This window comes from Tranquillimonas alkanivorans (assembly GCF_900115595.1).
In the GTDB taxonomy this organism is placed as follows: Bacteria; Pseudomonadota; Alphaproteobacteria; order Rhodobacterales; family Rhodobacteraceae; genus Tranquillimonas; species Tranquillimonas alkanivorans.
Genome location: NZ_FOXA01000011.1, coordinates 116401 through 141548 on the forward strand (window position 1 = coordinate 116401; position 25148 = coordinate 141548).

The 25148-nt window shown below is 68.5% G+C and carries 28 protein-coding genes and 1 tRNA gene; 11 read left to right on the plus strand and 18 right to left on the minus strand.

Annotation, left to right across the window (positions count from 1 at the left end; genetic code table 11):
• Positions 1-3: 3 nt before the first annotated feature.
• Entirely contained in the window at positions 4-1341 is a 1338-nt protein-coding gene (locus tag BM162_RS13970) for an NAD(P)-dependent oxidoreductase (RefSeq protein ID WP_093423126.1), read from the minus strand.
• Between the two features lie 244 nt (positions 1342-1585).
• Between BM162_RS13970 and accB the strand changes: the two genes are divergently transcribed.
• The 3 genes from accB to aat are packed head-to-tail and all read left to right on the plus strand — an operon-like array spanning position 1586 to position 4105.
• Entirely contained in the window at positions 1586-2089 is a 504-nt protein-coding gene (gene accB / locus BM162_RS13975; RefSeq protein ID WP_093423128.1) for an acetyl-CoA carboxylase biotin carboxyl carrier protein, read from the plus strand.
• A gap of 10 nt (positions 2090-2099) precedes the next feature.
• The gene (accC, locus tag BM162_RS13980) at positions 2100-3446 is read left to right on the plus strand and encodes an acetyl-CoA carboxylase biotin carboxylase subunit (protein WP_093423131.1); all 1347 of its coding nucleotides are present in this window, start codon (positions 2100-2102) and stop codon (positions 3444-3446) included.
• A gap of 14 nt (positions 3447-3460) precedes the next feature.
• Positions 3461-4105 carry a leucyl/phenylalanyl-tRNA--protein transferase gene (aat, locus tag BM162_RS13985; RefSeq protein ID WP_093423217.1) on the plus strand — a complete coding sequence of 215 codons (645 nt, stop codon included), beginning with the start codon at positions 3461-3463 and terminating at the stop codon, positions 4103-4105.
• On the opposite strand, the gene BM162_RS23525 is transcribed toward aat, so the two are convergent.
• From BM162_RS23525 to BM162_RS14040, 11 genes are all read right to left on the minus strand, one after another.
• Positions 4072-4527: a DUF2155 domain-containing protein gene (locus BM162_RS23525; protein ID WP_093423133.1), complete on the minus strand. Its 456-nt coding sequence runs from the start codon at positions 4525-4527 to the stop codon at positions 4072-4074. The genes aat and BM162_RS23525 overlap by 34 nt on opposite strands.
• Positions 4524-4979: an outer membrane lipid asymmetry maintenance protein MlaD gene (gene mlaD, locus BM162_RS13995; protein ID WP_093423136.1), complete on the minus strand. Its 456-nt coding sequence runs from the start codon at positions 4977-4979 to the stop codon at positions 4524-4526. The genes BM162_RS23525 and mlaD overlap by 4 nt, the downstream gene beginning before the upstream one ends.
• A gap of 3 nt (positions 4980-4982) precedes the next feature.
• On the minus strand, positions 4983-5366 hold the full coding sequence (locus BM162_RS14000; RefSeq protein ID WP_093423138.1) for an NADH:ubiquinone oxidoreductase subunit NDUFA12: 384 nt from the start codon (positions 5364-5366) through the stop codon (positions 4983-4985).
• 221 nt (positions 5367-5587) lie between these two features.
• Positions 5588-6847, minus strand: a complete 1260-nt coding sequence (gene clpX, locus BM162_RS14005; RefSeq protein WP_093423141.1) for an ATP-dependent Clp protease ATP-binding subunit ClpX — start codon at positions 6845-6847, stop codon at positions 5588-5590.
• A 127-nt stretch (positions 6848-6974) separates the two neighbouring features.
• Entirely contained in the window at positions 6975-7604 is a 630-nt protein-coding gene (locus BM162_RS14010) for an ATP-dependent Clp protease proteolytic subunit (RefSeq protein ID WP_093423144.1), read from the minus strand.
• 245 nt (positions 7605-7849) lie between these two features.
• Entirely contained in the window at positions 7850-9349 is a 1500-nt protein-coding gene (locus BM162_RS14015; RefSeq protein ID WP_093423147.1) for an NAD(P)(+) transhydrogenase (Re/Si-specific) subunit beta, read from the minus strand.
• A gap of 13 nt (positions 9350-9362) precedes the next feature.
• Complete coding sequence (locus tag BM162_RS14020; protein ID WP_093423149.1) at positions 9363-10937, minus strand: Re/Si-specific NAD(P)(+) transhydrogenase subunit alpha; 1575 nt, start codon at positions 10935-10937, stop codon at positions 9363-9365.
• A gap of 115 nt (positions 10938-11052) precedes the next feature.
• Positions 11053-11496 (minus strand): methyltransferase family protein, encoded by a 444-nt coding sequence (locus tag BM162_RS14025; protein ID WP_093423151.1) that lies wholly within the window; start codon positions 11494-11496, stop codon positions 11053-11055.
• Positions 11497-11500: 4 nt separating this feature from the next.
• Entirely contained in the window at positions 11501-12184 is a 684-nt protein-coding gene (locus BM162_RS14030) for a D-lyxose/D-mannose family sugar isomerase (protein ID WP_093423153.1), read from the minus strand.
• Between the two features lie 453 nt (positions 12185-12637).
• Positions 12638-13417: a gamma-glutamyl-gamma-aminobutyrate hydrolase family protein gene (locus tag BM162_RS14035; protein WP_093423155.1), complete on the minus strand. Its 780-nt coding sequence runs from the start codon at positions 13415-13417 to the stop codon at positions 12638-12640.
• Positions 13418-13536: 119 nt separating this feature from the next.
• The gene (locus BM162_RS14040; protein ID WP_093423157.1) at positions 13537-15201 is read right to left on the minus strand and encodes an ABC transporter permease; all 1665 of its coding nucleotides are present in this window, start codon (positions 15199-15201) and stop codon (positions 13537-13539) included.
• Between the two features lie 80 nt (positions 15202-15281).
• On the opposite strand from BM162_RS14040, the gene BM162_RS14045 reads away from it, so the two are divergent.
• The gene (locus BM162_RS14045) at positions 15282-16154 is read left to right on the plus strand and encodes a hypothetical protein (protein ID WP_093423159.1); all 873 of its coding nucleotides are present in this window, start codon (positions 15282-15284) and stop codon (positions 16152-16154) included.
• A 30-nt stretch (positions 16155-16184) separates the two neighbouring features.
• On the opposite strand, the gene BM162_RS14050 is transcribed toward BM162_RS14045, so the two are convergent.
• Positions 16185-16451 carry a DUF2312 domain-containing protein gene (locus BM162_RS14050; RefSeq protein WP_093423162.1) on the minus strand — a complete coding sequence of 89 codons (267 nt, stop codon included), beginning with the start codon at positions 16449-16451 and terminating at the stop codon, positions 16185-16187.
• 126 nt (positions 16452-16577) lie between these two features.
• On the opposite strand from BM162_RS14050, the gene BM162_RS14055 reads away from it, so the two are divergent.
• Positions 16578-16793: a hypothetical protein gene (locus tag BM162_RS14055; protein WP_093423164.1), complete on the plus strand. Its 216-nt coding sequence runs from the start codon at positions 16578-16580 to the stop codon at positions 16791-16793.
• A gap of 3 nt (positions 16794-16796) precedes the next feature.
• Here the strand turns inward: BM162_RS14055 and BM162_RS14060 are convergent, their stop codons facing one another.
• The 4 genes from BM162_RS14060 to BM162_RS14075 form a co-directional block, all read right to left on the minus strand.
• A complete protein-coding gene (locus BM162_RS14060) occupies positions 16797-18848 on the minus strand; it encodes an enoyl-CoA hydratase-related protein (protein ID WP_177215165.1) in 2052 nt (683 codons plus the stop codon).
• Positions 18849-19007: 159 nt separating this feature from the next.
• Positions 19008-19217, minus strand: a complete 210-nt coding sequence (locus BM162_RS14065) for a hypothetical protein (protein ID WP_093423169.1) — start codon at positions 19215-19217, stop codon at positions 19008-19010.
• Positions 19218-19236: 19 nt separating this feature from the next.
• Positions 19237-19554, minus strand: coding sequence for a TraR/DksA family transcriptional regulator (locus BM162_RS14070; protein ID WP_093423172.1), 318 nt, complete (start codon positions 19552-19554; stop codon positions 19237-19239).
• Between the two features lie 81 nt (positions 19555-19635).
• Complete coding sequence (locus BM162_RS14075) at positions 19636-19827, minus strand: hypothetical protein (protein WP_093423175.1); 192 nt, start codon at positions 19825-19827, stop codon at positions 19636-19638.
• Positions 19828-20078: 251 nt separating this feature from the next.
• Here BM162_RS14075 and BM162_RS14080 point away from each other — a divergent pair, with 251 nt between their 5' ends.
• The 6 genes from BM162_RS14080 to BM162_RS14105 all read left to right on the plus strand — a co-directional run bounded on the left by BM162_RS14080 (position 20079) and on the right by BM162_RS14105 (position 24600).
• A complete protein-coding gene (locus BM162_RS14080; protein WP_093423178.1) occupies positions 20079-20504 on the plus strand; it encodes a YeeE/YedE family protein in 426 nt (141 codons plus the stop codon).
• Positions 20504-20935: a DUF6691 family protein gene (locus tag BM162_RS14085; protein ID WP_093423181.1), complete on the plus strand. Its 432-nt coding sequence runs from the start codon at positions 20504-20506 to the stop codon at positions 20933-20935. The genes BM162_RS14080 and BM162_RS14085 overlap by 1 nt, the downstream gene beginning before the upstream one ends.
• A 10-nt stretch (positions 20936-20945) precedes the next feature.
• The gene (locus BM162_RS14090; RefSeq protein ID WP_093423184.1) at positions 20946-21374 is read left to right on the plus strand and encodes a protein tyrosine phosphatase family protein; all 429 of its coding nucleotides are present in this window, start codon (positions 20946-20948) and stop codon (positions 21372-21374) included.
• 202 nt (positions 21375-21576) lie between these two features.
• On the plus strand, positions 21577-22560 hold the full coding sequence (gene glpX, locus BM162_RS14095; protein WP_093423187.1) for a class II fructose-bisphosphatase: 984 nt from the start codon (positions 21577-21579) through the stop codon (positions 22558-22560).
• A 63-nt stretch (positions 22561-22623) separates the two neighbouring features.
• A complete protein-coding gene (recJ, locus tag BM162_RS14100) occupies positions 22624-24384 on the plus strand; it encodes a single-stranded-DNA-specific exonuclease RecJ (RefSeq protein ID WP_093423190.1) in 1761 nt (586 codons plus the stop codon).
• A gap of 141 nt (positions 24385-24525) precedes the next feature.
• Positions 24526-24600, plus strand: a tRNA-Glu gene (locus tag BM162_RS14105).
• A gap of 248 nt (positions 24601-24848) precedes the next feature.
• Here BM162_RS14105 and BM162_RS14110 read toward each other — a convergent pair.
• Positions 24849-25148: integrase core domain-containing protein (locus BM162_RS14110; protein WP_143096161.1), on the minus strand; the 300-nt coding region annotated here is incomplete at its 5' end.

Consider the following 25148-nt stretch of genomic DNA (forward strand, 5'->3'; position numbering starts at 1 on the left):
TGTTCAGCCTCCCATCAGAACGGTGTGAATGTCCTCGGCGGCGTCGCGGCCTTCGGCCACCGCCGTCACGGTCAGGTCGTCGCCGCCCGCCGCGCAGTCGCCGCCGGCCCAGACCTTGGCCAGGATGGTGCGGCCCGCGCCGGTGACGGCGATCTTGCTGCCCTCGAGCGTGATCCCCTCGGGCGCGCCCTCGAGCCGCTGGCCGATGGCCTTGAACACCTGGTCGGCGGGGATGCGGAAGGTTTCGCCCGTGGGTTCGAGGCCGTTGGGCCCGTCGGTGGTATATTCGAACTCGACCTCGCGCACCGCGCCGTTGCCGTGCACGGCGACGGGCTGGGCGTGGTGGATGATCCGCACGCCCTTCTGCGCGGCGAGGTCCTGCTCGAATTCCGAGGCCGACATCCGGTCGCGCCCCCGGCGGTAGGCCATGGTGACGTTCTCCGCCCCCAGCAACTTGGCCTGCACCGCGGCGTCCACGGCGGTCATGCCACCGCCGATGACCACGACGTTGCGCCCGATGGGCAGCGTGGACAGGTCGCTCGCCTGGCGCAGTTCCGAGATGAAGTCGACCGCGTCGCGCACGTTCTCCTTCTCTTCTCCCTCGGCGCGCAGCGCGTTCACGCCGGCCAGTCCGATGCCGAGGAAGACAGCGTCGTACTGTCCCGTCAGCTCGTCGAGCGACAGGCCCTGCCCCAGCGCCGCGCCGAGCTCGACAGTGATGCCGCCGATCTTGAGAAGCCAGTCGACCTCGGCCTGCGCAAAGCCGCCGGGGGTCTTGTAGCTGGCGATGCCGAACTCGTTGAGCCCGCCCGCCTTGGGCCGCGCGTCGAAAAGGACCACGTCGTGCCCCTTCATCGCCAGCCGGTGCGCGCAGGACAGGCCCGCAGGCCCCGCGCCGACCACGGCGACGCGCTTGCCCGTGGGCGCGCCGCGCTCGAACGGATGGATGCCGCGCGCCATCAGCGTGTCAGTGGCGTGGCGCTGAAGGCGGCCGATCTCGACCGGCTTGCCCTCGGCGGCCTCGCGCACGCAGGCCTCTTCGCACAACGTCTCGGTCGGGCAGACGCGGGCGCACATGCCGCCCAGGATGTTCTGCTCGAAGATCGTCTTCGCCGCCGCCTCGGGCATGTCGGTCGCGATCTGCCGGATGAAAAGCGGGATGTCGATCGAGGTGGGGCACGCCGTCACGCAGGGCGCGTCATAGCAGAAATAGCAGCGGTCGGCCGCGACGTGCGCCTCGTGCCCGTCATAGGGCGGGTGGAGGTCGTCGAAGTTGTCGGAATAGGCCGTGGCGGGCAAACGTCCGGCAACGATCCCCGGCGTCATCTGGCTGTTGGCCATGCAAGTCTCCCTGTTTTCTCTTTTGTTGGAATCAGCTTGCCACAGGTCAGGTTTTTATCAACTGGTAAAATTCTGAAGCGGGGTCATCTGCCGACCATTACAGCGCCCGATGCCGCCGGCGCCTGCGGATAAGGCACTTGACAGAAAGGGCTGCGACCTTTTCACCCGCGTTCACGTTGCGTATAAGCGCACAAATGATCGCAAAGCCCGCGCACAGACGGGCGGCCCTATCCTCGAGGACGGCATGACAGAGAAAAAGCACGAGTCCGACGTCGCGTTCATCCAGGCCCTCGCCGAGCTTCTGCGGGAGAACGACCTGAGCGAACTCAGGGTCAAGCGCGACTACGCCGACAACGACAGTCTCGACGTCCGCGTGAGCCGCATCCAGCCGCAGGCCGCGCCGGTGCACGTGCCCGCCGCCCCGTCGGCTCCCGCCGCGCCGTCGCCCGCAGCCGCGTCCCACGCGCCCGCCGCCGCCCCCGCCGAAGCGCCGTCGGACGATCCGGCCGCGCATCCCGGCGCCGTACTCTCGCCGATGGTCGGCACGGCCTACCTGGCCCCCGAACCGGGCGCGGCAGACTTCGTGAAGACCGGCGACCAGGTGTCCGAAGGCCAAACGCTGATGATCGTCGAGGCGATGAAGACGATGAACCACATCCCGGCGCCCCGCGCGGGCACGGTGAAGCGCATCCTCGTCGAGGACGGCGCGCCTGTGGAGTTCGGCGCGCCCCTGATGATCCTCGAATAAGGATCGAGAGATGTTCGACAAGATCCTGATCGCCAACCGCGGCGAGATCGCGCTTCGCGTCATCCGCGCCTGCCGCGAGATGGGCATCGCCTCGGTCGCGGTTCACTCGACCGCCGACGCCGACGCGATGCACGTCCGCATGGCAGACGAATCCGTGTGCATCGGGCCGCCCTCGGGCGCGCAAAGCTACCTTTCGGTGCCGGCCATCATCTCGGCGTGCGACATCACCGGCGCGCAGGCGATTCACCCCGGCTACGGCTTTCTGTCCGAGAATGCGAATTTCGTGCAGATCGTCGAGGACCACGAGCTGACGTTCATCGGCCCCTCGGCCGAGCACATCCGCATCATGGGCGACAAGATCACCGCCAAGGAGACGATGAAAAAGCTGGGCGTGCCGTGCGTGCCCGGCTCGGACGGCGGCGTGCCGGACCTGGCGACCGCGAAAAAGGTCGCCGGGGACATCGGCTACCCGGTCATCGTCAAGGCGACCGCCGGCGGCGGCGGACGCGGCATGAAGCTTGCCAAGACGGCCGACGAACTCGAGCGCGCGTTCCAGACCGCGCGGGCCGAGGCGAAGTCCGCCTTCGGCAACGACGAGGTCTATATCGAGAAGTACCTCACCCGTCCGCGCCACATCGAGATCCAGGTCTTCGGCGACGGCAAGGGCCGCGCGGTTCACCTGGGCGAGCGGGACTGCTCGCTGCAGCGCCGCCACCAGAAGGTGTTCGAGGAAGCTCCCGGCCCCGTCATCGACCCCGAGACCCGCGCCCGCATCGGCAAGACCTGCGCCGACGCCGTGGCCGCGATCGGCTATTCCGGGGCAGGCACCATCGAGTTCCTGTTCGAGGACGGCGAGTTCTATTTCATCGAGATGAACACCCGCCTCCAGGTAGAGCATCCGGTGACCGAGGCCGTCTTCGGCGTCGACCTCGTGCGCGAACAGATCCGCGTGGCCGCCGGCCTGCCGATGGAGTTCCAGCAAGAGGATCTGACGGTCAAAGGCCACGCCATCGAGGTTCGGATCAACGCCGAAAAGTTGCCGAACTTCGCGCCCTCGCCCGGCCGCATCAGCCAGTACCACGCGCCCGGCGGGCTGGGCGTGCGGATGGACAGCGCGCTTTACGACGGCTACCGCATCCCGCCCTACTACGACAGCCTGATCGGAAAGCTGATCGTGCACGGCCGCGACCGGCCCGAGGCGCTGGCGCGCCTGCACCGCGCGCTTGGCGAGCTGATCGTGGACGGCGTCGACACGACCGTGCCGCTGTTCCACGCGCTGCTTCAGGAAGAGGACATCCTGAAGGGCGACTACAGCATCCACTGGCTCGAGAAGTGGCTGGAGCAGAATCTGGGCTGAGGCCGATGCACGGCCTGCCCCCCCAGGTCATAACGCCCCGGATGCTGCTGTCTGCCTATGCGCAGGGCGTCTTTCCCATGGCCGAAAGCCGGGACGACCCTGAGATTTTCTGGGTCGACCCGCGCTATCGCGGCATCATTCCCCTCGACGGCTTCCGCATATCGCGCTCGCTGCGCCGCAAGATTCGGCGCGAGCCGTTCCGCGTGACCTTCGACAGCGATTTCGCGGGCGTCGTGGACGGCTGCGCCGACCGGGACGAGACCTGGATCAACGTCACGATCCTGGAGCTCTACGAGGCGCTGTTCGCGGCCGGCCACGCGCACTCGGTCGAGCTTTGGGAGGACGACCTGCTTGTCGGCGGCGTCTATGGCGTGACGCTGGGGGCGGCGTTTTTCGGCGAAAGCATGTTCTCGCGCCGCACCGACGCCTCGAAGATCGCGCTCGCTTACCTGCTGGACCGGCTACGCGCGGGCGGGTTCACGCTGTTCGACACGCAGTTCCTGACGCCGCACCTCGCCTCGCTCGGCGCGGTCGAGATCCGGCGGTCGGAGTATCACGCGCGGTTGGAGCGGGCGATCGGGCAGGAGGCGAGCTTCAACGCGGCCGGTCCGGCGCCAACCGGACTTCAGCTGCTGCAGCGCATGACCCAGACGTCGTAGCGCGGATGCTCCAGCGCGTTGAGCGCCGGACTCGACGCGAACATCCAGCCCATGAACACCGGCTCGTCGCTGCCATTCTCGCGGATCACGAGGTAGGCATAGGCATCGCCCGAGGGGTTGTCGGCGGGATAGCGGCAGTCGGCGAGCGTGACCTGCAGCCGGCCGATCATCGCGCTCTCGCGCACCGACAATTCCATGTCGCGCACCTCGCCCGAAAGCTTGTCGAGCCCGCGCAGAACGGCGCCGCCAGCGCTTTCCACCCGCTCGGGCGCGGCTTCGGGCTCCGGCGGTTCGGCGTCGAACTGCCACTCGGGCGCCGGCTGTTCCTGCCCTGCTTCCGGCAGCGGCTCTTCGAAGATGATCTGTGCCTGTAGCGGCAGCGCCGCCAGCGCCAGCACCGCGGCGGCGAAAAGCGCTCTCATTCCTCGTCTCCGCCGCCGACGTAACGCAGAAGCAGGTTGAGCAGGCTCACAGCGCTTTGCGTGTCCTCGATCTCGGCCCCGGGCTCGAGGTTGAAGGGCGACCCGCCCGGGAGGAGTTCGAGGTAGCTGCCGCCCAGAAGTCCCTCGGACGCGACGATGATCGCGGTGTCCTCGGGCAGCGCCAGGTCCTCGTCAACGGTGAAGATCGCGTCGGCGCGGAACGTCTGCGGGTTCAGCGCCAGGTCCGTGACCGCGCCGACCTTCACACCGGCCAGCCGGACATCCGTGCCCTCGGAGATTCCCTCGATCGACGTGAAGCTCGCCGACAGGTCATAGCTGTCGCCGGCCCCGCCACCCAGGCCGGTCACCTGCCCCGCATAAAGAAGAAAGCCTGCCGCCACGGCCAAGACGGCGGTGCCGGTCGCGACTTCGCTGATGTTGTAGCTCGCCATGATTTACTCGGGCTGCCAGGCCTCGTAGTCGCGCCGTTCCTCCGGCTCGACCCGGCGGATGGAGCCCGGAGGCGCATAGGCCAGCGCGGTGCCGGTCAGGTTCTCCTGGTGCGGCTTTTCCCACGGCTTGTGGGGCAGAGGCAGCTTGGTGGGCGGCTCGTCCCAGGTGCGGTGCAGCCAGCCGTGCCATTCGGGGCTGACGCGGCTCGCCTCGGCCTCGCCGTTGTAGATCACCCAGCGACGCTTGCCGTCCTTGGACTGGTAGAAGGTGTTTCCGGCGTCGTCCTCGCCGACCTTCACGCCGTGACGCCAAGTGTAGAACTGGGTGTTCAGCGTCTGGCCGTTCCACCAGGTGACGGCGCGCAGGAGCGTGTCGAGAATGGCCATCGGATCCTCCGGTTTCGGTCGGCTCCGGTATGGCGCAACCGGCGACCGACGTCCAGTGGGCGACGCATTGGCGCGACAGTACGACCGGCCAAAACTCTTCGAAGAGTTTTGGCAAGTTTCTTAAAGAAACTTGCCGGTGGCGCGTGCCTGGCCTTATCCGGAGACGACGGCGCCCGCGGCCGGGTTCATCGGCCGCGGGCGTGTTTCGATCGTCCGTCGCGTCAGCTTGCGCTGGCGGATTCCTTGCGCTGCTCGGCGTAGATCATCAGAGGCGCCGCGTCGGAATTCACGGCCTCTTCGTTGACTACGACCTCGTCCACGCCTTCCATGCCCGGAAGGTCGAACATGGTGTCGAGCAGGATGTCCTCCATGATCGAGCGCAGGCCGCGTGCCCCGGTCTTGCGGGCAATGGCCTTGTGCGCGATGGCGCGCAGCGCGTCGTCGGTGAAGGTCAGCTCCACGTCCTCGAGCTCGAACAGGCGCTGGTACTGCTTGACGAGAGCGTTCTTGGGCTGCGTCAGGATGGTGACCAGTGCGTCCTCGTCCAGATCCTCAAGCGTGGCGACGACCGGCAGGCGGCCGACGAATTCCGGGATCAGGCCGAACTTCAGCAGATCCTCGGGCTCGAGCTGAGTGAGCGTTTCGCCGATACCGCGCTGGCTTTCATCCTTCACGTCGGCGCCGAACCCGATCCCGCTGCCCTTGCCGCGCTGCGCGATGATCTTGTCGAGCCCCGCGAAGGCGCCGCCGCAGATGAACAGGATGTTGGTCGTGTCCACCTGCAGGAACTCCTGCTGCGGATGCTTGCGCCCGCCCTGCGGCGGAACCGAGGCGACCGTGCCTTCCATGATCTTCAGAAGCGCCTGCTGCACGCCCTCGCCCGATACATCACGGGTGATCGAGGGGTTGTCGGACTTGCGCGTGATCTTGTCGACCTCGTCGATATAGACGATGCCGCGCTGCGCCCGCTCGACGTTGTATTCCGACGCCTGCAGAAGCTTGAGGATGATGTTCTCGACATCCTCGCCCACATACCCCGCCTCGGTCAGCGTGGTGGCGTCGGCCATCGTGAACGGCACGTCGAGAATACGCGCCAGCGTCTGCGCCAGAAGCGTCTTGCCGCAGCCCGTGGGGCCGATCAGCAGGATGTTCGACTTGTTGAGTTCGATATCCGCCTTGCCGGCGTGGTTGAGCCGCTTGTAGTGGTTGTGCACCGCCACCGACAGTACGCGTTTCGCATGCATCTGGCCGATCACGTAATCGTCCAGCACCTCGCAGATTTCCTTGGGCGTGGGCACGCCTTCGGAGGACTTCAGGCCGGAGGACTTCGTCTCCTCCCGGATGATGTCCATGCAGAGCTCGACGCATTCATCGCAGATGAAAACGGTCGGCCCGGCGATCAGTTTGCGCACCTCGTGCTGGCTTTTGCCGCAGAACGAGCAATAGAGCGTGTTTTTGCTGTCGCCGGAAGAATTCGCCATATCGTAAACCTCTGGGGCGGATCGCCCTCTCGTGTTGGTTGGCCGGGAGCCGCTCGGTCTGCCCTGTCGTCAGCGTAGGGCAGACCATTTTCGGGCACAACGCCAAAGTGCCGGCGGGCGCGGGGCCTTATTTTTCGTCCTCGGGACGGATGCGGTTCTCGACGATCTCGTCGACCAGGCCCCAGGCTTTCGCCTCCTCGGGATCCATGAAATTGTCACGCTCGAGCGCATCCACAACCGTCTCGAGATCCTGACCGGTGTGCTTCACGTAGATGTTATTCAGCCGGTCCTTCAGCTTCTGCGTCTCGCGGGCGTGGATCATGATGTCGGTCGCCTGGCCCTGGTACCCGCCCGAGGGCTGGTGGACCATAATGCGGCTGTTGGGCAGTGAGAACCGCATGCCCGGCGCGCCGGCCGCGAGCAGGAGCGAGCCCATCGACGCCGCCTGCCCCACCACGAGCGTGGAGACCTTGGGCTTGATGTACTGCATCGTGTCATAGATCGACAGGCCCGAGGTGACCACGCCACCGGGGCTGTTGATGTACATGCTGATCTCTTTAGACGGGTTCTCCGCCTCAAGGTGCAGCAGCTGCGCCACGATCAGCGACGACATCCCGTCGTGGACCGGGCCCGACAGGAAGATGATCCGCTCCTTCAGCAGGCGCGAGAAGATGTCGTAGGCACGCTCGCCCCGGCTGGTCTGCTCGACCACCATGGGCACGAGGGTGTTCATGTAGGTGTCGATCGGATCGTGCATGTCGCCTGCGTGCTCCTGCCCAGAAGGGAAAATATGCCACTCGAGTTCACAGAGTCTTAGTTGCGGCACCGGTGGGCTGCAAGGGCACCTGCCGCGGCGGGACCGCGCGGCCTCTGTGCGCGCGTACGGCCGATGTGCGTGGGGGCTGCCTGCCCCCACACCCCCGGGGATATTTCGGGACCGAAGATGGAAGGGGTGCGGAAGGGCGCCCGCCCGGGAGTCGTGGCCGGGCGGGCGCGCGCGTTTCAGCCGAGCTTCTGCAGCAGGCTGTCGATGGAAGCCTTGGCGTCGCCGTAGAGCATCCGTGTGTTGTCCTTGAAGAACAGCGGGTTTTCGATGCCGGAATAGCCAGTGCCCTGCCCGCGCTTGGACACGAACACCTGCTTGGCCTTCCAGACCTCGAGCACCGGCATACCGGCGATGGGCGAGTTCGGGTCGTCCTGCGCCGCCGGATTCACGATGTCGTTCGAGCCGATCACGATGACCACGTCCGTCTCCGGGAAATCGTCGTTGATCTCCTCCATCTCGAGCACGATGTCGTAGGGTACCTTGGCCTCGGCCAGTAGCACGTTCATGTGCCCGGGCAGGCGGCCGGCGACGGGGTGGATGGCGAAGCGCACGTCCTTGCCCTGACCGCGCAGCTTGCGCGTGAGCTCGCTGACCGAGTTCTGCGCCTGCGCCACCGCCATGCCGTAGCCCGGGACGATGACCACGCTGTCGGCCTCTTCGAGCGCCGAGGCCACCGCGTCGGCGTCCGTGGCGATCATTTCGCCCTCGACCTCGGTCGCGGTGCCGGCCGAGCCGCCGAAGCCGCCAAGGATCACCGAGATGAACGAGCGGTTCATCGCCTTGCACATGATGTAGCTCAGGATCGCGCCAGACGAGCCGACCAGCGCGCCGACCACGATCAGCAGGTCGTTGGACAGCGAAAAGCCGATCGCCGCCGCCGCCCAGCCGGAATAGCTGTTGAGCATCGAGACGACCACGGGCATGTCGGCGCCGCCGATCCCCATGATCAGGTGGTAGCCGATGAAGAGCGCGAGCAGCGTCATCAGGATCAGCGGGAACACCCCGCCGGTCCCGAAGTACCACACCAGGCAGATCAGCGAGACGACCGCCGCCGTAGCGTTCAGAAGGTGCCCGCCCGGCAGTTTCGTCGCCGCCGACGAGACCTTGCCCGCGAGCTTGCCGTAGGCGATCACCGAGCCGGTGAAGGTCACGGCGCCGATGAACACGCCCAGGAAAAGCTCGAGCCGGAGCACGTTGATCTCGGCCTGGGTCTTGTGTGCGACGATGGCAGCGAAGCCGCGGAACGTCTCGGCCACGCCTTCGGCCGAGGCCAGCACCGCCGCCTCGGCCCCCTCGAGCGCGAGCGGAAACGGCACGCCGGCGCCGGCGAAGGCGCTGGTGACGCGCCCGATCTCGACATGGGCGTTGTAGCCCACGAAGACCGCGGCGAGGCCGACGAGCGAGTGCATGGCCGCGACGAGCTGCGGCATCTCGGTCATCTCGACCTTCTTGGCGACGTACCAGCCGATGGCCCCGCCGCCCGCGATCAGGATCAGCGACAGAAGCCAGAGGCCCGAGCCCGGGCCGATCAGCGTCGCGAAGACGGCGAGCGCCATGCCCGTGATGCCGTACCAGACCGCGCGCTTGGCGCTTTCCTGTCCCGACAGGCCGCCGAGGCTCAGGATGAAGAGGACGGCCGCGACCACGTAGGCCGCCGTAGTGAATCCGAAGTCCATTATTCCTGCCCTCTTAGGATTTCTGGAACATGGCGAGCATGCGCCGCGTCACGAGGAAGCCGCCGAAGATGTTGATCCCGGCCATGAAGACCGACAGCGCGGCCAGCAGGATCACGAGCCACGAGCCGGACCCGATCTGCATCAGCGCGCCGAGGATGATGATCGACGAGATCGCGTTGGTCACGGCCATGAGCGGCGTGTGCAGCGAGTGGCTGACGTTCCAGATCACTTGGAAGCCGACGAACACGGCCAGCACGAAAACGATGAAGTGCTGCAGGAAGCTTGGCGGCGCAACGAGCCCGACCAGCAGCATCAGCACGCCTCCCACGCCCAGAAGCGCGACCTGGTTCTTCGTCTGGGCCTTGAAGGCTGCGATTTCCTGGGCGCGCTTTTCCTCGGGCGTCAGTTCTTTCGGCTTGTCCTTCTTCGGCGCGGCCGCGATGGCCTTCACCTTGGGCGGCGGCGGCGGGAAGGTGACTTCACCCGCATGGGCGATGGTGGCGCCGCGGATCACGTCGTCGTCCATGTTGTGGTTGACCGTGCCGTCCTTCTCGGGCGTCAGGTCGGTCATCATGTGACGGATGTTTGTGGCGTAAAGCGTCGAGCTCTGCGTCGCCATGCGGCTGGGGAAGTCGGTATAGCCGACGATGGTCACGCCGTTGTCGGTGACGAACTTCTCGTCCTTGCGCGTCAACTCGCAGTTGCCGCCGCGCTCGGCGGCGAGGTCGACGATGACGCTGCCGGGCTTCATCGCCTCGACCATGTCCTTGGTCCAAAGCACCGGCGCGTCGCGGTTGGGGATCAGGGCGGTAGTGATGACGATGTCCATCTCGGGGGCAAGCTCGCGGAACTTCTCGAGCTGCTTTTCCCGGAACTCGGGGCTGGACGGCGCGGCGTAGCCGCCGGTCTCGGAGCCGTCCTTCGTCTGCTCCTCGAAGTCGAGATAGACGAACTCGGCGCCCATCGACTCGATCTGCTCGGCCACCTCGGGGCGCACGTCGAAGGCGTAGGTGATCGCGCCCAGCGACGTGGACGTGCCGATGGCCGCGAGCCCAGCGACACCGGCGCCGACGATCAGCACCTTCGCCGGGGGCACCTTGCCCGCCGCCGTCACCTGGCCCGTGAAGAAGCGGCCGAAGTTGTTGCCCGCCTCGATCACCGCGCGGTAGCCGGCGATGTTGGCCATCGACGACAGCGCGTCCATCTTCTGCGCGCGACTGATGCGCGGCACCATGTCCATCGCGATGACGGAGGCGCCCTGGTCCTTCGCCAGTTCCATCAGCGCCTCGTTCGAGGCCGGATAGAAGAACGAAATCAGAAGCTGCCCCTGCCGCAGGCGCTTGGCTTCGTCCTCGGTGGGCGGGCGGACCTTGGCGACGATCTCGGCGGCGGACCAGAGCGCGTCGGCGCCCTCGACCACCTCTACCCCGGCCTCGCGATAGGCGTCGTCGGTGAAGCCGGCGCGCGTGCCGGCCCCCGCCTCGATCACGCAGTCATAGCCGAGCTTCTGCAGGGCCTTCGCGCTGTCGGGCGTCATCGCCACGCGCGCTTCGCCCGGCATCACCTCGGCGGGTGTTCCGATCTTCATGGAGTTTCTCTCCTTCATCATCCCTCGCACGCCCGTCGGTCGCGGGCGCAGTCAGCGTGGGGTTCTAGTCAAAGGAGCCCGCGTTCACAAGCCGAAGGACAGGGGGGAGAACGATTCAGATCCAGCGACGCGTCTTCTCGCAATAATCGTGATACACTTCGCCGAAGGTGTCGCGCAGGCGCGCCTCTTCTCCTCGGATGAAGCGCCTTTCGATGATCAAGACGAAGACGGGAACAAGCGCGAGACCCAGAAGCGAGCTCCAGACCAGCGAGAAGCCCGCCAGCGCCAGCGCATCGGCAAGATAGATGGGATTGCGGCTGACGCGGTAGACACCGGTGCGGATCACCGCGGTGGGATGCCCGCGTGGCATGACGGTCGTGCGGTGCCGGGCGAAGCCGGCCACCGCCGCCGCCATCAGCGCGACGGCGGCGAGGACCAGCGTCCAGCCCAGCCAGTCCGCCCATGCTCCGAATGCCACCAGCGGCAGATACGTCGACTGCGTCCAGGCCAGCACGAGGAAGGCCAGCAGCCAGACGGGCGGAAGGTCGAGCCAGCGCACGGCGTCAGCGCAGCCAGGCGTCGTAGTCGCTGACCAGCAGGTGCAGCGGGGCCTCGTCCTCCTCGACCTCCGAGAACCGGCCGATATCTTCGCGGAAGACGTTGTCGGTCAGGTCGTCGTTGACGGTCGAGACCTCGCCGATCAGCACGTCTCCGCCCTCGCCCCAGAAGGCATGCCAGTCGCCGGGCATCAGCGTGACGCTTTCGCCCGGAGCCAGTTTCAGCACTTCCCCCGCCGCGTATTCCCGCACGATTCCGTCGCACAGCACGTGCCCGCCCGCGGCGATGTCAAAATTGCCGTCGGCGTCCGAGCCGTGAAGCTGGACGGCGAGGGTCGCGCCGCCGCGGTTGATGATGTCTTCGGCCTTGATCCGGTGCGTGTGCATCGGACTCAGCTGATCCTGCCGCGAAATCAACAGCTTCTCGGCATAGCACATGCCCCTGCCCCGCTCGAGGTCCGACAGGTCGCCGTTGCGCAGGGTGAACAGGAACAGCCCCTGCCGGTCGAAGTCGCCCTGCCCGTAATCGGTGATGTCCCAGCCCATCCGCGTGTCCACTATCCGCGCGGCATCCGTTCGCCGTCGGAACTCCTCCGGCGTCCAGTAGGCGAAGGGCGGCAGGACGAAGCCATGGGCGCGGATCATCTCGTCCGCGGCGCGCATGATGTCGTTGATCCGGGAACGTTTCATCGGTGGGCCTCATTTGTCGGGTGCGACGGCGACCCTACGCCCCGGCTGCGTGGGGCGTCCAGCGGCAACCGGCGGAGCAAGGAATGCTGGCACGGATCATCTTGGCGATGGCTGCCGCGACGGCGGCTTTCCCCACCGCGGCGCAGAAAGCCGAGGGGACGCTGGCCGAAGAGGCCGCGGCGGCCGGCATCGGCGGAGTGGGCCTGTCGCCCTGCGCAGATCTCGTGGGGGTCGAAAACGTGTCTGTGCTGGCGCAGGCGGCCGATTGGGCGCTCGGCTACATAGCCGGGCGCATCGACGCGGGCGACGCTCTGGTCGAGGGCGAGCCGCTCGACGCGTCCAGCAGCACCGACATCGCCACGGGCATCCTGCTGTTTTGCACCGACAACCCGGACGCAACGCTGCTGGCCGCCACGCGCAGCTACGGCGAGCGCGTCTTCGGGACCGAGCCGGTCAGGCGATCTTTCGAACGGGTGCCGGCGCGCGTTCCGCGGCCCAGGCCGCGACCGCCTGGCCGAACGCCTGAAACAGCGGACGCGACACCGGATCCGTCGCCGCCCGCCACTCCGGATGCCACTGGACCGACAGAGTGAAGCCGGGTGCCCCGTCAATATAGATCGCCTCGGGCGTGCCGTCGGGCGCGGTGCCATCCACAACCACCCGCTTGCCGGGGCGCTTGATCCCCTGCCCGTGCAGCGTGTTGGTCAGGACCTCGTCCGCGCCCATCAGGCGCGCGAAGACTCCGCCGGGCGTGAAGCTGACCTTGTGGCGCAGGGCGAACTTTTCCTCCAGCGTGCCGTCGGGCGGCATGCGGTGGTTCATCCGCCCCGGCAGGTCGCGGATCTCGGGATAAAGCGTCCCGCCCATCGCGACGTTGACCTCCTGAAACCCGCGGCAGATGCCCAGAAACGGCTGGCCCTGCTCGACACAGGCGCGGATGAGCGGCAGCGCCACGCTGTCGCGCGCGCGGTCGAAGGCACCGTGCGCCTCGGTGGCGGCCTCGCCGTACTCCTCGGGATGGACGTTGGGCCGGCCCCCGGTGAACAGGAACCCGTCGCAGGCCTCCATCAACTCGTCGACCGAGACGAAGCGCGGGTCGGCTGGGATCAACAGCGGCATCGCGCCCGACACCTCGGCCACGGCCTCGGAGTTCATCGAGCCGCCGGCATGGGCCGGGTACTGGTCGTTGATCAGGTGATGATTGCCGATGATGCCGACGATGGGGCGGGTCATGTCTGTCCTGTCACGTTGAACCTCGTCCAGAATATAGACAGCGGTTGCATCCGCAACATTCGCCACTCGCGCACAGGTCGCGGCGCGACGTGTGCCTGATCGGCGGGCGGCGCGGCTGGTCACGTGGCGCGGTTCGTGCGCGCCATCACCATCACCGCGACCAGCCCGACCCCGATCACCAGCACCGCCGCCGGCGCGGCCTGCCCGATCTTCTCCAGCGACGCCTGCTCGTGCACCCGCGTGGCCAGCGTGTTGTAGTTGAAGGGCCGCAAGAGCAGCGTGGCCGGAAGCTCTTTCACGCAGTCGACGAAGACCAGCAGCAGCGCCGTGCCGACCGAGGCGCGCATCATCGGGACATAGACCTCGCGCAGCGCGCCCCCAGCGGTGCGCCCCAGCGCCCGCGCCGCCATCGGCAGGCTGGGCGACACGCGCCCCATCGCCGCGTCGGCCGCCCCCTGGGCGATGGCAAAGAAACGCACGGAATAGGCATAGACGATCGCGGCGGCCGAACCCGTCAGGATCAGCCCCGGGTCCCAGCCTGTCGTCGCGGCCACGAAGTCCGCCACCGCGTTGTCCGTGGCCGCCAGCGGGATCAGGATGCCCAGCCCCAGCACCGCCCCCGGCGCGGCATAGCCGATGGTGGTCAGCGGCAGCAGCGCCTTGGGCAGCCCCCGCCCCGTCAGGCGCACGCCGTAGACCATGAAGACGGCGGCCACGACCGTCAGCGCCGCCGCCGCGCCGCCCACCGACACCGTGTGCCAGAAGGCGCGCAGAAGGTCCGGATCGGACCAGTTCTCGAGGTTGCCGAGCGCGTGCCAGAGGATCACGCCGAAGGGCAGAATGAAGCCGGCGGCGAAGGGGATGACGCAGGCCGCCATGGCCGCCCAGGCCGGCCAGCCGTGCAGGTCGATCGCCTCGACCGGGCGCTCTTGCCGCGAAGCGCGGTAGAAGCGCACCTTGCGGCGGCTCACCTTCTCAAGCGCCACCAGCGCCAGGACGAGGCCAAGGATGACGCAGGCGATCTGCGCCGCGCCGCCCGCGTTCGCCATTTCGAGCCAGACGGTGAAGATGCCGGTGGTCAGCGTCTGCACCCCGAAATACTCCACCACGCCGTAGTCGTTCACCGTCTCCATCATCACGATGGCGGTGCCGGCGGCGATGGCGGGCCGCGCCAAGGGCAGGCCCACGCGCCAGAACCTTTCGAACGGGCCGGCGCCCAGCGCCCGCGCCACCTCGTACCCGCCGCCCGACTGCTCGCGGAACGCGGCCCGCGCCAAGAGATAGACGTACGGGTTAAGCGCCGCCGTCAGCACCAGGATCGCCGCCCCGCGCGACCGGATGTCGGGGAACCAGTAATCGCGCGCCGTCTCCCACCCGAAAAGCGCACGCAGTGTGGTTTGCACCGGTCCGGCATATTCCAGGAAATCCACCAGCGCATAGGCGCCGACATAGGCGGGGATCGCCAGCGGCAGCAGCAGAAGCCACTCCAGCCAGCGCCGGCCGGGAAAGCGATACATCACGACCAGCCACGCCGCGCCCGTGCCGATCAGCGCCGACAGCACGCCCACCGACAGCATCAGCAGGACCGAGTTGCCGAAATAGCGCGGCAGCGTCGTCGAGATCAGGTGCGGCCAGATGTTGCCGGTCGGGTTCAGCGCGATCCAAAGCACCGCGAGGATGGGCAGCAGCACCAGCCCGGCGATCACCAGCGCGCCGGCGGACCACGGGTCGATGCTGGCCCGCAGACGCGGCAGGACGGACGCTTGAGTGTTCTGGTCGGACATACGGAGCCCTTAGCCAAAAGCGGTTTCGCTGTCCACAAATCCGCCTATAGTGCGCGTCACGACGGGGACGGACAGATCACATGGAAATCGCATTTCACATCGGCGCGCATTGCACCGACGACGAGCGGCTGCTCAAGTCTCTGCTCGGCAACCGCGATACGCTCACCGCCTGTGGTGTCGCCGTGCCCGGCCCGGGCCGCTATCGCGGGCTCATTGGCGAGGTGATCAACAAGCTGCGAGGCGACGCGGCGACCGCCGACGGCCGCGACGCGCTGCTCGAGGCGATTCTGGAGGGCGACGACCCCGACCGGCTGATCCTGTCAAACGACAGCTTCGTATCGATGCCCGCCCGCGCGCTCGATGCCGGGCAAATCTATCCCCGGGCCTTCAAGACGGCCTGGCTGCGCCGGGCCTTCCCGGGCTGCGAGGTGTCCTTCCACCTCGCTATCCGCAATCCCGCCACCTTCGTGCCCGCGCTTTATGCCGCGCAGAAGGGCGATCCGCTGCACTTCGGCGGCTTTCTGGAGCGCCTCGAGCCGCTCGGGCTGCGCTGGTCGGACACGGTCGCGCGGATCCGCGAGGCGAACCCCGACGCGCCGATCACGGTCTGGCGGCACGAGGACGCGCCGCTGGTCTGGCCCGCGGTGATGCGTGCCGCGGCGGGGCTTGCGCCAGAGGTGCACCTGCATGGCCAGCACGACATGCTGCGGCCGGTCCTCTCGTCCGAGGGGATGAGCCGCCTGCGCAGCTACGTCAAAAGCCATCCGCCCGCCGACGAACGTGCGCTGAGGCGGGTGGCGGCGGCGTTCCTCGACAAGTTCGCGCTTCCCGAAGCCGAAGCGCCGGAGCTTCCCGGCTGGGACGTGGCGCTGACGGACGACCTGACGTTTCTCTACGAAGACGATCTGGAGCGCGTCGCCGCGATCCCGGACGTGCGCCTGATCACGGCCTGACGGCCCGCGCCCGCCGAAGCGGGCGGGCTCTCACGCCATGCCGAGCGCTTCCTTGTACATCTCGAGCACCGCCTCTTCCTCGGCGATGTCGTCCTTGTCGCGCTTGCGCAGCGCGATGACCTTGCGCATCACCTTGGTGTCGTAGCCGCGCCCCTTGGCTTCGGCCATCACCTCTTTCTGCTGGTCGGCGATGTCCTTCTTCTCCTGCTCGAGCCGCTCGTACCGCTCGATGAACGAACGCAGCTCGTTCGCGGTGACGCGATAGGTGGAGTCCGTGGGTTCGGTGATGTCGCTCATCTGTCGAGGTCCTGCTCTGCTCGGAGCCCGCCTGTTATCGCGCCGTCCCGCGCGGGGCAAGTGCGGCGGATTGCGCGGGCTGCCGCTGTCGGCTAGGCACGCGCTCGAACACGCGAAGGGGACGGCATGGAAGTTCTGATCTGGATCGGCGCGGCGCTGACGCTTCTGGGGCTCGCGGGGCTCGTCTGGTGCATTTTCCAGGCGTTCCGCATCCGCAAGACCGAGCGGGACGAGGATCGTCTGCGCGCCAGGCTTCAGTCGCTGGTGGCATACAACCTCGGGGCGCTCGGCGTGTCGAGCCTTGGGCTGATGTGCGTGATCGTCGGCATCTTCCTGACCTGAGCCTCAACCCGGCCGGTCGGTGAAACGCCGGCCGTTCTTGATCAGCTCCGCCAGGATCGCCGGCTCGGCCCAGAGCGCGGCGTCCTCGTCGCGCAGGGTCCGCAGCGTGCGGCGCAGCATCAGAAGCCCGCGCAGGTCGGCGGCCATCATCGGCCCGCCCTTGGCCCGCGGGAAGCCAAGACCATGCAGCGCGGCAAGGTCCACGTCGACCACGCCGGCCGCGCCGCCACCGGCGACCAGCGCCCCGCCCGCCGCCGCGAGCGCCCCGCCCGCCGCCGCGAGCGCGGCGTCGATGCGCCGGACGATCTCGGCCGCAGCGGGGGGCTGCGCGCCCTCCCCGATCTCCGCCGCCTCGGGGGCCGGCTTCACCGGCGCGTCGCCGCGCCAGGCATAGAGCCCGCGCCCCGCGGCACGGCCCGTCAGCCCCGCGGCGGCCAGGTCGGCCAGCGGCCAGACGCCGCCCACGCCCCAGCCATGCGCCTCGACGGTCAGCGCCTCGGACGACACCCGGTCCAGCCCGAGCTTGTCGAGCAGCACGCACGGCCCTTCGGCCCAGCCATCGGCCCGGCAGGCGGCGTCGATGACGTCCGGCCCCGCCCCAGCCAGCAACAGGCGTTCGACCGCCCGCGCCAGCGCCGAGACGAGGACCGCCCGCACCTGCCCCGGAGCCTCCCCGCAGCGCACCGGCAGGCGGCCGAGGCGGCGCAGGAGCGCCGTGGCAGTGGCAAGCGTGCCTGCCGTCGCCCCGGGCGCGCCGCACATCCCGGCGATGCCCGGGAGCCCGTCGCTCAGGTCGATGGCAACGAAGCGCGCGGCATCACCGGCGGCCTCGGCCAGAAGCGCCGCCGGGTCGAGCCCCGCGTCGGACATGATGACCGCTTCGGGCCGCGCCGCAACACCGATTGCGCGCAGCAGTTCCGTCTTGAGCCGCGGGTCATTCTCGCCGCCCTCGATGACCACGTCCGCCTCGCCGACATATTCGAGCCGTGTCGTGGGTTCGAGAAGTCCCAGCCGGTCGTCGCGCTGGTCCTCGGTCATCCGGCCGGCGGCGATCTCGGCCTCGAGCGCGTCGAAAAGGTCAACCAACGCCTCGTCCAGCGCCGCCCGCTCCAGCCCGACCAGCGTCACCTCGAGGCCGGCGGCAAGGCACTCGGCGGCCAGCGCCGCCCCAGCCTCGCCCACGACGGCCACGTGATGTATGCGCGCCGCTTCGCCCTCCGTTCGCCCGGCCTCCCGCTCGCACAGGGCGGCGTGGCGCAGGGCGTGGGCCGCGTCGCTGTCTTCGCAGTCGGTGCGGGCGGTGCGCTCCACCTCGCGCCCCGCCTCTGAGGGCAGGATCAGCGCCGCCTCGACGCACTCGATCAGCCGGTGCACGACCTCCGGCGCCGCCGGCGTCAGGTCAGCGCGGGCGGCTTTGACATCTGCGATGAACCGCGCGGGGTCGGCCAGCCCCTCCTCGCGTTCCGAGGCCGGGACGGGCGGCGCGGCCGCCAACTCCAGTGCCAGCGCGGCGGCAATGCCCTTCGGATCCTCGTCGACGGCGTCGACCAGCCCCTTCTCGACTGCCTCGGCCGCGCCGACCGCCCGGCCTGTCAACAGCATGTCCAGGGCCGCGCCCGCGCCCACGAGGCGCGGCAGGCGCTGCGTCGCGCCGGCGGCGGGCGGCAGCCCGACCGCGACGCCGGGCAAGGCGGCGCTCAGACGCGGGCCGCCGACGCGCGCATGGGCCGCCAGCGCGAGTTCGAGTCCCGATCCTGTCGCAGCCCCCGCGAGGGCCGCGACCACCGGCTTCGACATCCGTTCGAGCCGCGCGCACAGCACATCGAGCGAGGGCGCCTCGTGCACCTCGTCCGGCGCGTCCAGCCCGGTGTCGGAGAAGAATTCACCACCAGCGCCCGCAAGCACCACGGCGCGCACCGCCGGGTCGGCATCCGCCCGGTCCAGCGCGTCGAGAAGTGCCGCCCGCGCCGCGCGGTCTGGCAGGTTACCGCGCCCGTCGCCGAGCACGATCCGCGCCAGGTCACCCTGCACGTCATAGGAAAGCGGCGCCGTCATGCCAGTCCTCGCCTGCGGTCCCGGTGAACGACCCGAGGCGGGGCGGCACGAAACGCGGACCGTGGCCGGGCCTCCCTCACGCCGGGTCGCTTCACCCTGCATGGCAGCAGTTGTATCCGCCGTGTCGCCCAACGCAACAGCTTGTTCGACGAGCGCGCCTCAGACCGGCATGTTGTCCCAGTACTCGTCGGCCTCGGGGTCCTCGAGCGCCTGCTCCAACCGCAGGATGTCGTCGGGCACGTCGTGGCCCAGCGCCCGCATCTCCGAAATCTTCTCGCGCAGGGCCTCCTGCAACACGTGGCGATCCTCGGGCCGCTTGGCGATCTCTTCGAGCAGCATGGTGATGGAGGTCTTCAGATTCTCGAACATCGCGTTCTCCTTGAAAAGATCAGGCGGCGCAGTTGCGGCAAACCGGCGTCGCCGGCACGGCGTCGAGCCGCGGATCCGAGATGTCTTCGCCGCAGCGCACGCAGATGCCGTAGCTGCCGTCCTCGATCCGCTTTAGCGCCGCCCGGATGGCCTTCACCTCGCCCAGCCCCGAAGCACCGATACGTTCGAGCACCTCGTCGTCCTCGCGCTCGATCGCCGACTCCTCCCAGTCGCTGGAGTGCGGCGCGTCGAGTTCCGCCTCGATGTCGTGCAGCCGCACGTCGAGTTCGTTGAGACGGGCGAGAAGCTGCGCCTTGCGCTTGGCCAGATCGGTCATGTCGTCCTCCGGTTCGTCGATCCGGGACACTCTGCCGTCGCGCGACCACCCGCGCCTTGACGCAAGTCAAGCGCAGGGCTGTCAGATCGGCACGTTGTCCCAGGTGTCGTCGTCGGCCTCCGGCTCCGCGTCCGGCGCCGCAACCAGCCGCAAGGTCGGCGCGCCGGAAAGCCGCGCCCGCAGCACCGCCTTCACCTCCTCGGCGCGCGCGGGCTGGGCCAGAACCAGGTCGATCAGCCGGTCGATCTCGTCACGCTGTACGAAGTCCTTCATCGGCATCCTCCCCGTGCGGGGCGCTGGCCTGCGCCCTCTGAGGGGAAGTTTAACAAGGCCTGCCGCCGGCCCGAAGCCCGAAATTCCCCTGCGTCACAACGTCCCGCGCGAAAAAACATATAAAGGATTTGCAATATGAAAGGCCACTCCCTATCTAGCCGGCAGCGGAGAGGTGCCGCCGATCGGGCCGGAGCGACAGGAGGGCCCGGAGCGGCGGGCTCCTTCGCCACGGTCAGCAAGGAACGGATACAATGCCCATCGACTGGATCATGGGGCTCGCCGGCGGCCTCGTCATCGGGACCGCCGCCGCCCTCTACCTTCTCGTGAACGGACGGATCATGGGGGCCAGCGGCATCGTCGGCGGGCTCGTCGATGGCTCCGGCCACTCCTCGGGGGGCGAGCGGCTCGCCTTCCTGGCCGGGCTCATCGGCGTGCCGGGCCTGATCGCGCTGATCTTCGGCGCGCCCGAGACCCACATCACCGGCAACCTTGCGGTGCTGGTGGCGGCGGGCCTCCTGGTCGGCATCGGCACCCGCATCGCCAACGGCTGCACCAGCGGCCACGGCGTCTGCGGCATCTCGCGGCTGTCGCTGCGCGGCATAGTCGCGACCGTCTTCTACATCGGCGCGGGCGGCCTGACCGTCGTGCTGTTCAAGCATATCCTGGGGGTGATTTGATGCGCGGCCTTTTCGCATTCCTCGCCGGCGGCCTGTTCGGCACCGGGCTGCTGATCTCGGGCATGGTCGACACGGCCAAGGTGCAGGGCTGGCTCGACGTCTTTGGCGACTGGGATCCGACGCTCGCCTTCGTGATGGGCGGTGCCATCCTGCCCATGGCAATCGCGTGGCGGCTGACAAGCCAACGGCGCCCCGCGCTCGGCGGCACGTTCCCGGCCAAGCCCGACCCGCGCCTGGGAAACAACCTCGTCGTGGGCTCAGTGCTCTTCGGGATGGGCTGGGGCCTTGCCGGTCTCTGCCCCGGCCCGGCGCTGGCCTCGGTGGCGTTCAACGGGATCGCGGGGCTCGTCTTCCTGCTGTCGATGCTGGCCGGCATGTGGGCCGCCCCGCCCCTGCGCGCGCGTCTGGATGCGGCGACCGGAACGGTGTAGGGAATCGGGCATGGAGATCAGGACCATCACCCCCGACTACAGCGTCTCGCCCCAGGTACGGGCCGAGGATATGGCCGCCCTGCGCGCGGCGGGCTTCAAGGCGGTGATCTGCAACCGCCCCGACGAGGAAGTACCGCCCGGCGAGCAGGCCGAGGCGATCCGCACCGCGGCCGAGGCCGAGGGGCTGACCTTCGTCTACAACCCGGTGACCAACGGCGCGATGACCGCCGACAACATTGAAACGCAGGGCCGGGTGCTTGACGAAGCCGGCGGCCCGGTCTTCGCCTATTGCCGCTCGGGCACGCGCTCCACCATCGTCTGGGCGTTGTCGCAGGCGGGCGAACGCCCGGTCGATGACATCATCGCCGAGGCCGGGCACGCCGGTTACGACCTCGCCGGCATGCGCCCGCAGATCGAGGCGTTCGCCGGCAAGCGCTGAGGCCGGACGCCTCTCCCGCTCCATCTTCGGTCCTCAAATATCCCCGCCGGAGGCAGCGCGGCCCGTCAGGGCCGCCACCCAAAGGGGTGCGCTGAAGGCGCTCCGCATCGCAGGCCGACAGGAACTGTCCGGCGGTAACAGACTTGTGTGCCCGCGCGACCGCGGGCTAGACCGCAGGCAGACCCGAAACGCGGAGGACCCGATGTCACAGCCAGACTTCAACGATCGCATGCTTTCCCTGGGCCTGGCCCGGGTGAGCGAAGCCGCCGCTCTGGCCTCGGCCCGCCTGATCGGGCGCGGCGACGAGAAGGCGGCCGACCAGGCTGCCGTGAACGCCATGCGCGACCAGCTCAACAAGCTCGACATCCGCGGCTGCGTCGTCATCGGCGAGGGAGAGCGCGACGAGGCGCCCATGCTCTACATCGGCGAAGAAGTCGGCAGCGGCGAAGGCCCCGAGGTGGACATCGCGCTCGACCCGCTCGAGGGCACGACTCTCACGGCCAAGGACATGCCCAACGCCCTGACGGTCATCGCGATGGCCCCGCGCGGCACGCTGCTGCACGCGCCCGACGTCTATATGGAGAAGCTCGCCATCGGCCCCGGCTACAAGCCCGGCGTCGTCACGCTCGCCATGTCTCCGGCCGAGCGTGTCTCGGCGCTGGCCGCCGCGCGCGGCGTCTCGACCGAGGACATCACCGTCTGCGTGCTCGAGCGTCCCCGGCACGAGGAGATGATCGCCGAGCTGCGCACCACCGGCGCGGCGATCCGGCTGATCACCGACGGCGACGTGGCCGGCATCATCCACACCGCCGAGGCCGAGCAGACCGGCATCGACATGTACATGGGGTCGGGTGGTGCGCCGGAGGGTGTGCTGGCCGCCGCCGCGCTCAAGTGCATGGGCGGACAGATCTACGGCCGTCTCATCTTCCGCAACGACGACGAGAGGAAGCGCGCCGAGAAGGCGGGGATCAAACACCTCGACCGCGTCTACACCCGCGACGACATGGTGACGGGCGACGTGATCTTCGCCGCCACCGGCGTCACCGATGGGTCGATCCTGCCCGGCATCAAGCGCGAGCCCGACTTCCTGACCGCCGAGACGATCCTGATGCGGTCGAAAACCGGCTCGGTGCGGCGAATGCGCTATCGCAACCCGATCGAGCGGTCTCCGGGCGGCTGGAGGTAGCGAATCCCGGCGACCTGCCATATGGTGGAGGGGCACTGACCCCTCCGCTACATATGGACGCACATGCCCCGGGACACCGCCGACAGCTGCTTTCTGAGCGTCTCCGCTTCTCTCACCGGCCGCCGCTGGGTCGGTCCCTCGCTGGAAGAGAACCGCCTGGCCGAGGCGATGGCGCAGACCTCGTCGCTGCCGCTGGCCGTCTGCGGCACCCTCGTGCGCCGCGGCGTGACGGCCGAGGAAGCGGCATCCTTCCTCTCCCCGGCGCTGCGTGACCTCCTTCCCGACCCGCTGACGCTGAAGGACATGGGCCCCGCCGCCGAGCGATTCCTGGCGGCGGTCAAGCGGCGCGAGCGGATCGCCATCTTCGCCGACTACGACGTGGACGGCGGCTCGTCGGCCGCCCTCCTCCTCGTCTGGCTGCGCGCCATGGGGCGCGAGGCGACGCTGTATATCCCCGACCGCATCGACGAGGGCTATGGCCCCAACGAACCGGCGATGGCCGAACTGGCCAGCCGTCACGACCTGATCGTCTGCGTGGACTGCGGCACCCTCTCGCACGGCCCCATCGCGGCGGCGAAGGGCGCCGACGTCATCGTGCTCGACCACCACCTGGGCGGTGAGACGCTGCCCGAGTGCGTGGCCGTCGTGAACCCCAACCGGCAGGACGAGGATGGCGGCCTCGGCCACCTTTGCGCCGCCGGCGTGGTGTTCCTGATGCTGGTCGAGGCCAACCGCCGCCTCCGGGCGGAGGACGTGAAGGGCCCCGACCTGATGGGCCTTCTGGACCTCGTGGCGCTGGCCACCGTAGCCGACGTCGCGCCGCTGATCGGCGTGAACCGCGCGCTGGTGCGGCAAGGCCTCAAGGTCATGGCGCGCCGCCAGCGCGCGGGCCTCGTCGCCCTGTCCGACGTGGCGCGCATGGACACCGCGCCCAACGCCTATCACCTGGGCTTCCTGCTCGGCCCCCGCGTGAACGCCGGCGGCCGGATTGGTCAGGCGGACCTGGGTGCGCGGTTGCTGTCCACCACCGATCCGCACGAGGCGGCGGCGCTGGCCGAGAAGCTCGACCAGCTCAACACCGAGAGGCGCGAGATCGAGGGCCGCGTGCGCGAGGAAGCGCTGGAACAGGCGGCGCAGCGCGGCCTCGACGGCCCGCTCGTCTGGGCGGCGGGCGAAGGCTGGCACCCGGGCGTCGTCGGCATCGTCGCGTCGCGACTGAAGGAGTCGACGAACCGCCCCGCCGTGGTGATCGGGCTGGAGAACGGCATCGGCAAGGGCTCCGGCCGCTCGATCTCGGGCGTGGATCTCGGCGCCAGCATCCACCGAGTCGCGGCCGAAGGGCTGCTGCTGAAGGGCGGCGGTCACAAGATGGCCGCGGGCCTGACGGTGGAGCAGGACAAGCTCGAGCCGGCGATGAAGCGTCTTGCCGAACTGCTCGACCGCCAGGGCGCGGCCGAGCGCGGGCCCAGCGACCTGCGCCTCGACGGGCTGCTGATGACGACCGCCGCGACCCCGGACCTGATCGCCCAGATCGAATCGGCCGGACCCTTCGGCGCGGGCGCCCCCGCCCCCCGCTTCGCCTTCGCCGAACAGCGCGTCAGCCACGTCCGGCGCGTCGGAGAAGGCCACCTGAAGATCGGCTTCACCGACGGCATGGGTCCCGCGCTCGAGGCGATCTGCTTCGGAGCTTTCGACGGCGGCATCGGGCCGGCGCTCGACGGCCACGGCGGCAAGCGCTTCCACCTCGCCGGCCGGCTTGAGATCAACCACTGGGGCGGCCGCCAGCGCGTGCAACTCAGGCTGGAGGACGCCGCGCCCGCCTGAGCGGCGCCCTGCCCCTCCGTCACCGCATTTTCTGAGGTTTTCGTAGCGGAAAGTTGGAAAAATCCCCTTGCCACCGGTTTTCGAATTCCGTAGACACCGCCTCACGCCAAGCGCGGCACTGACCGCCAGGCACAACAGAGTGGCCCGTTCGTCTATCGGTTAGGACGCCAGGTTTTCAACCTGGAAAGAGGGGTTCGATTCCCCTACGGGCTGCCACATCCTCTCCGAAAGCCTTATAATATTGGACTTCTGGCCCGAATGTGTCCCACGGTTCGCAGGGCGTGGTACACCCGCCGTCTTCGGGGCCTTCTGCACGCGGTCGAAGCCGCGCTCGGCCAGTAGCTCCCGATCGACGTCCTGGACATACGAGCGGACGACTTGAAGTCCGAGTGGGACAGTCGCGTGCCGATCTCGTAGAAGGTCGCGCCCGTGAACTGCCCCATTCGAGTGGTCCAGGTTGATTGTTAATGCATTGCCCTCCTTCGGTCGACGGTGACGATGGCTTCCGGGGCAGGCGGTCTGTAGCCCAGGGCGCTATGGGGGCGGATGGTATTGTAGTGGCGCCGCCATTGTTCGATGAGGATCTGGGCCTCGCGGAGCGAGTAGAAGATCTCCCCGTCGAGCAGCTCGTTGCGGAAGCGGGCGTTGAAGCTCTCACAATAGCCGTTCTCCCACGGTGATCCGGGCTCTATGAAGGCAGTTTTCGCGCCCACGGCTTCGATCCATTCACGGACCTTTCGGGCGGCGAACTCGGGCCCGTTATC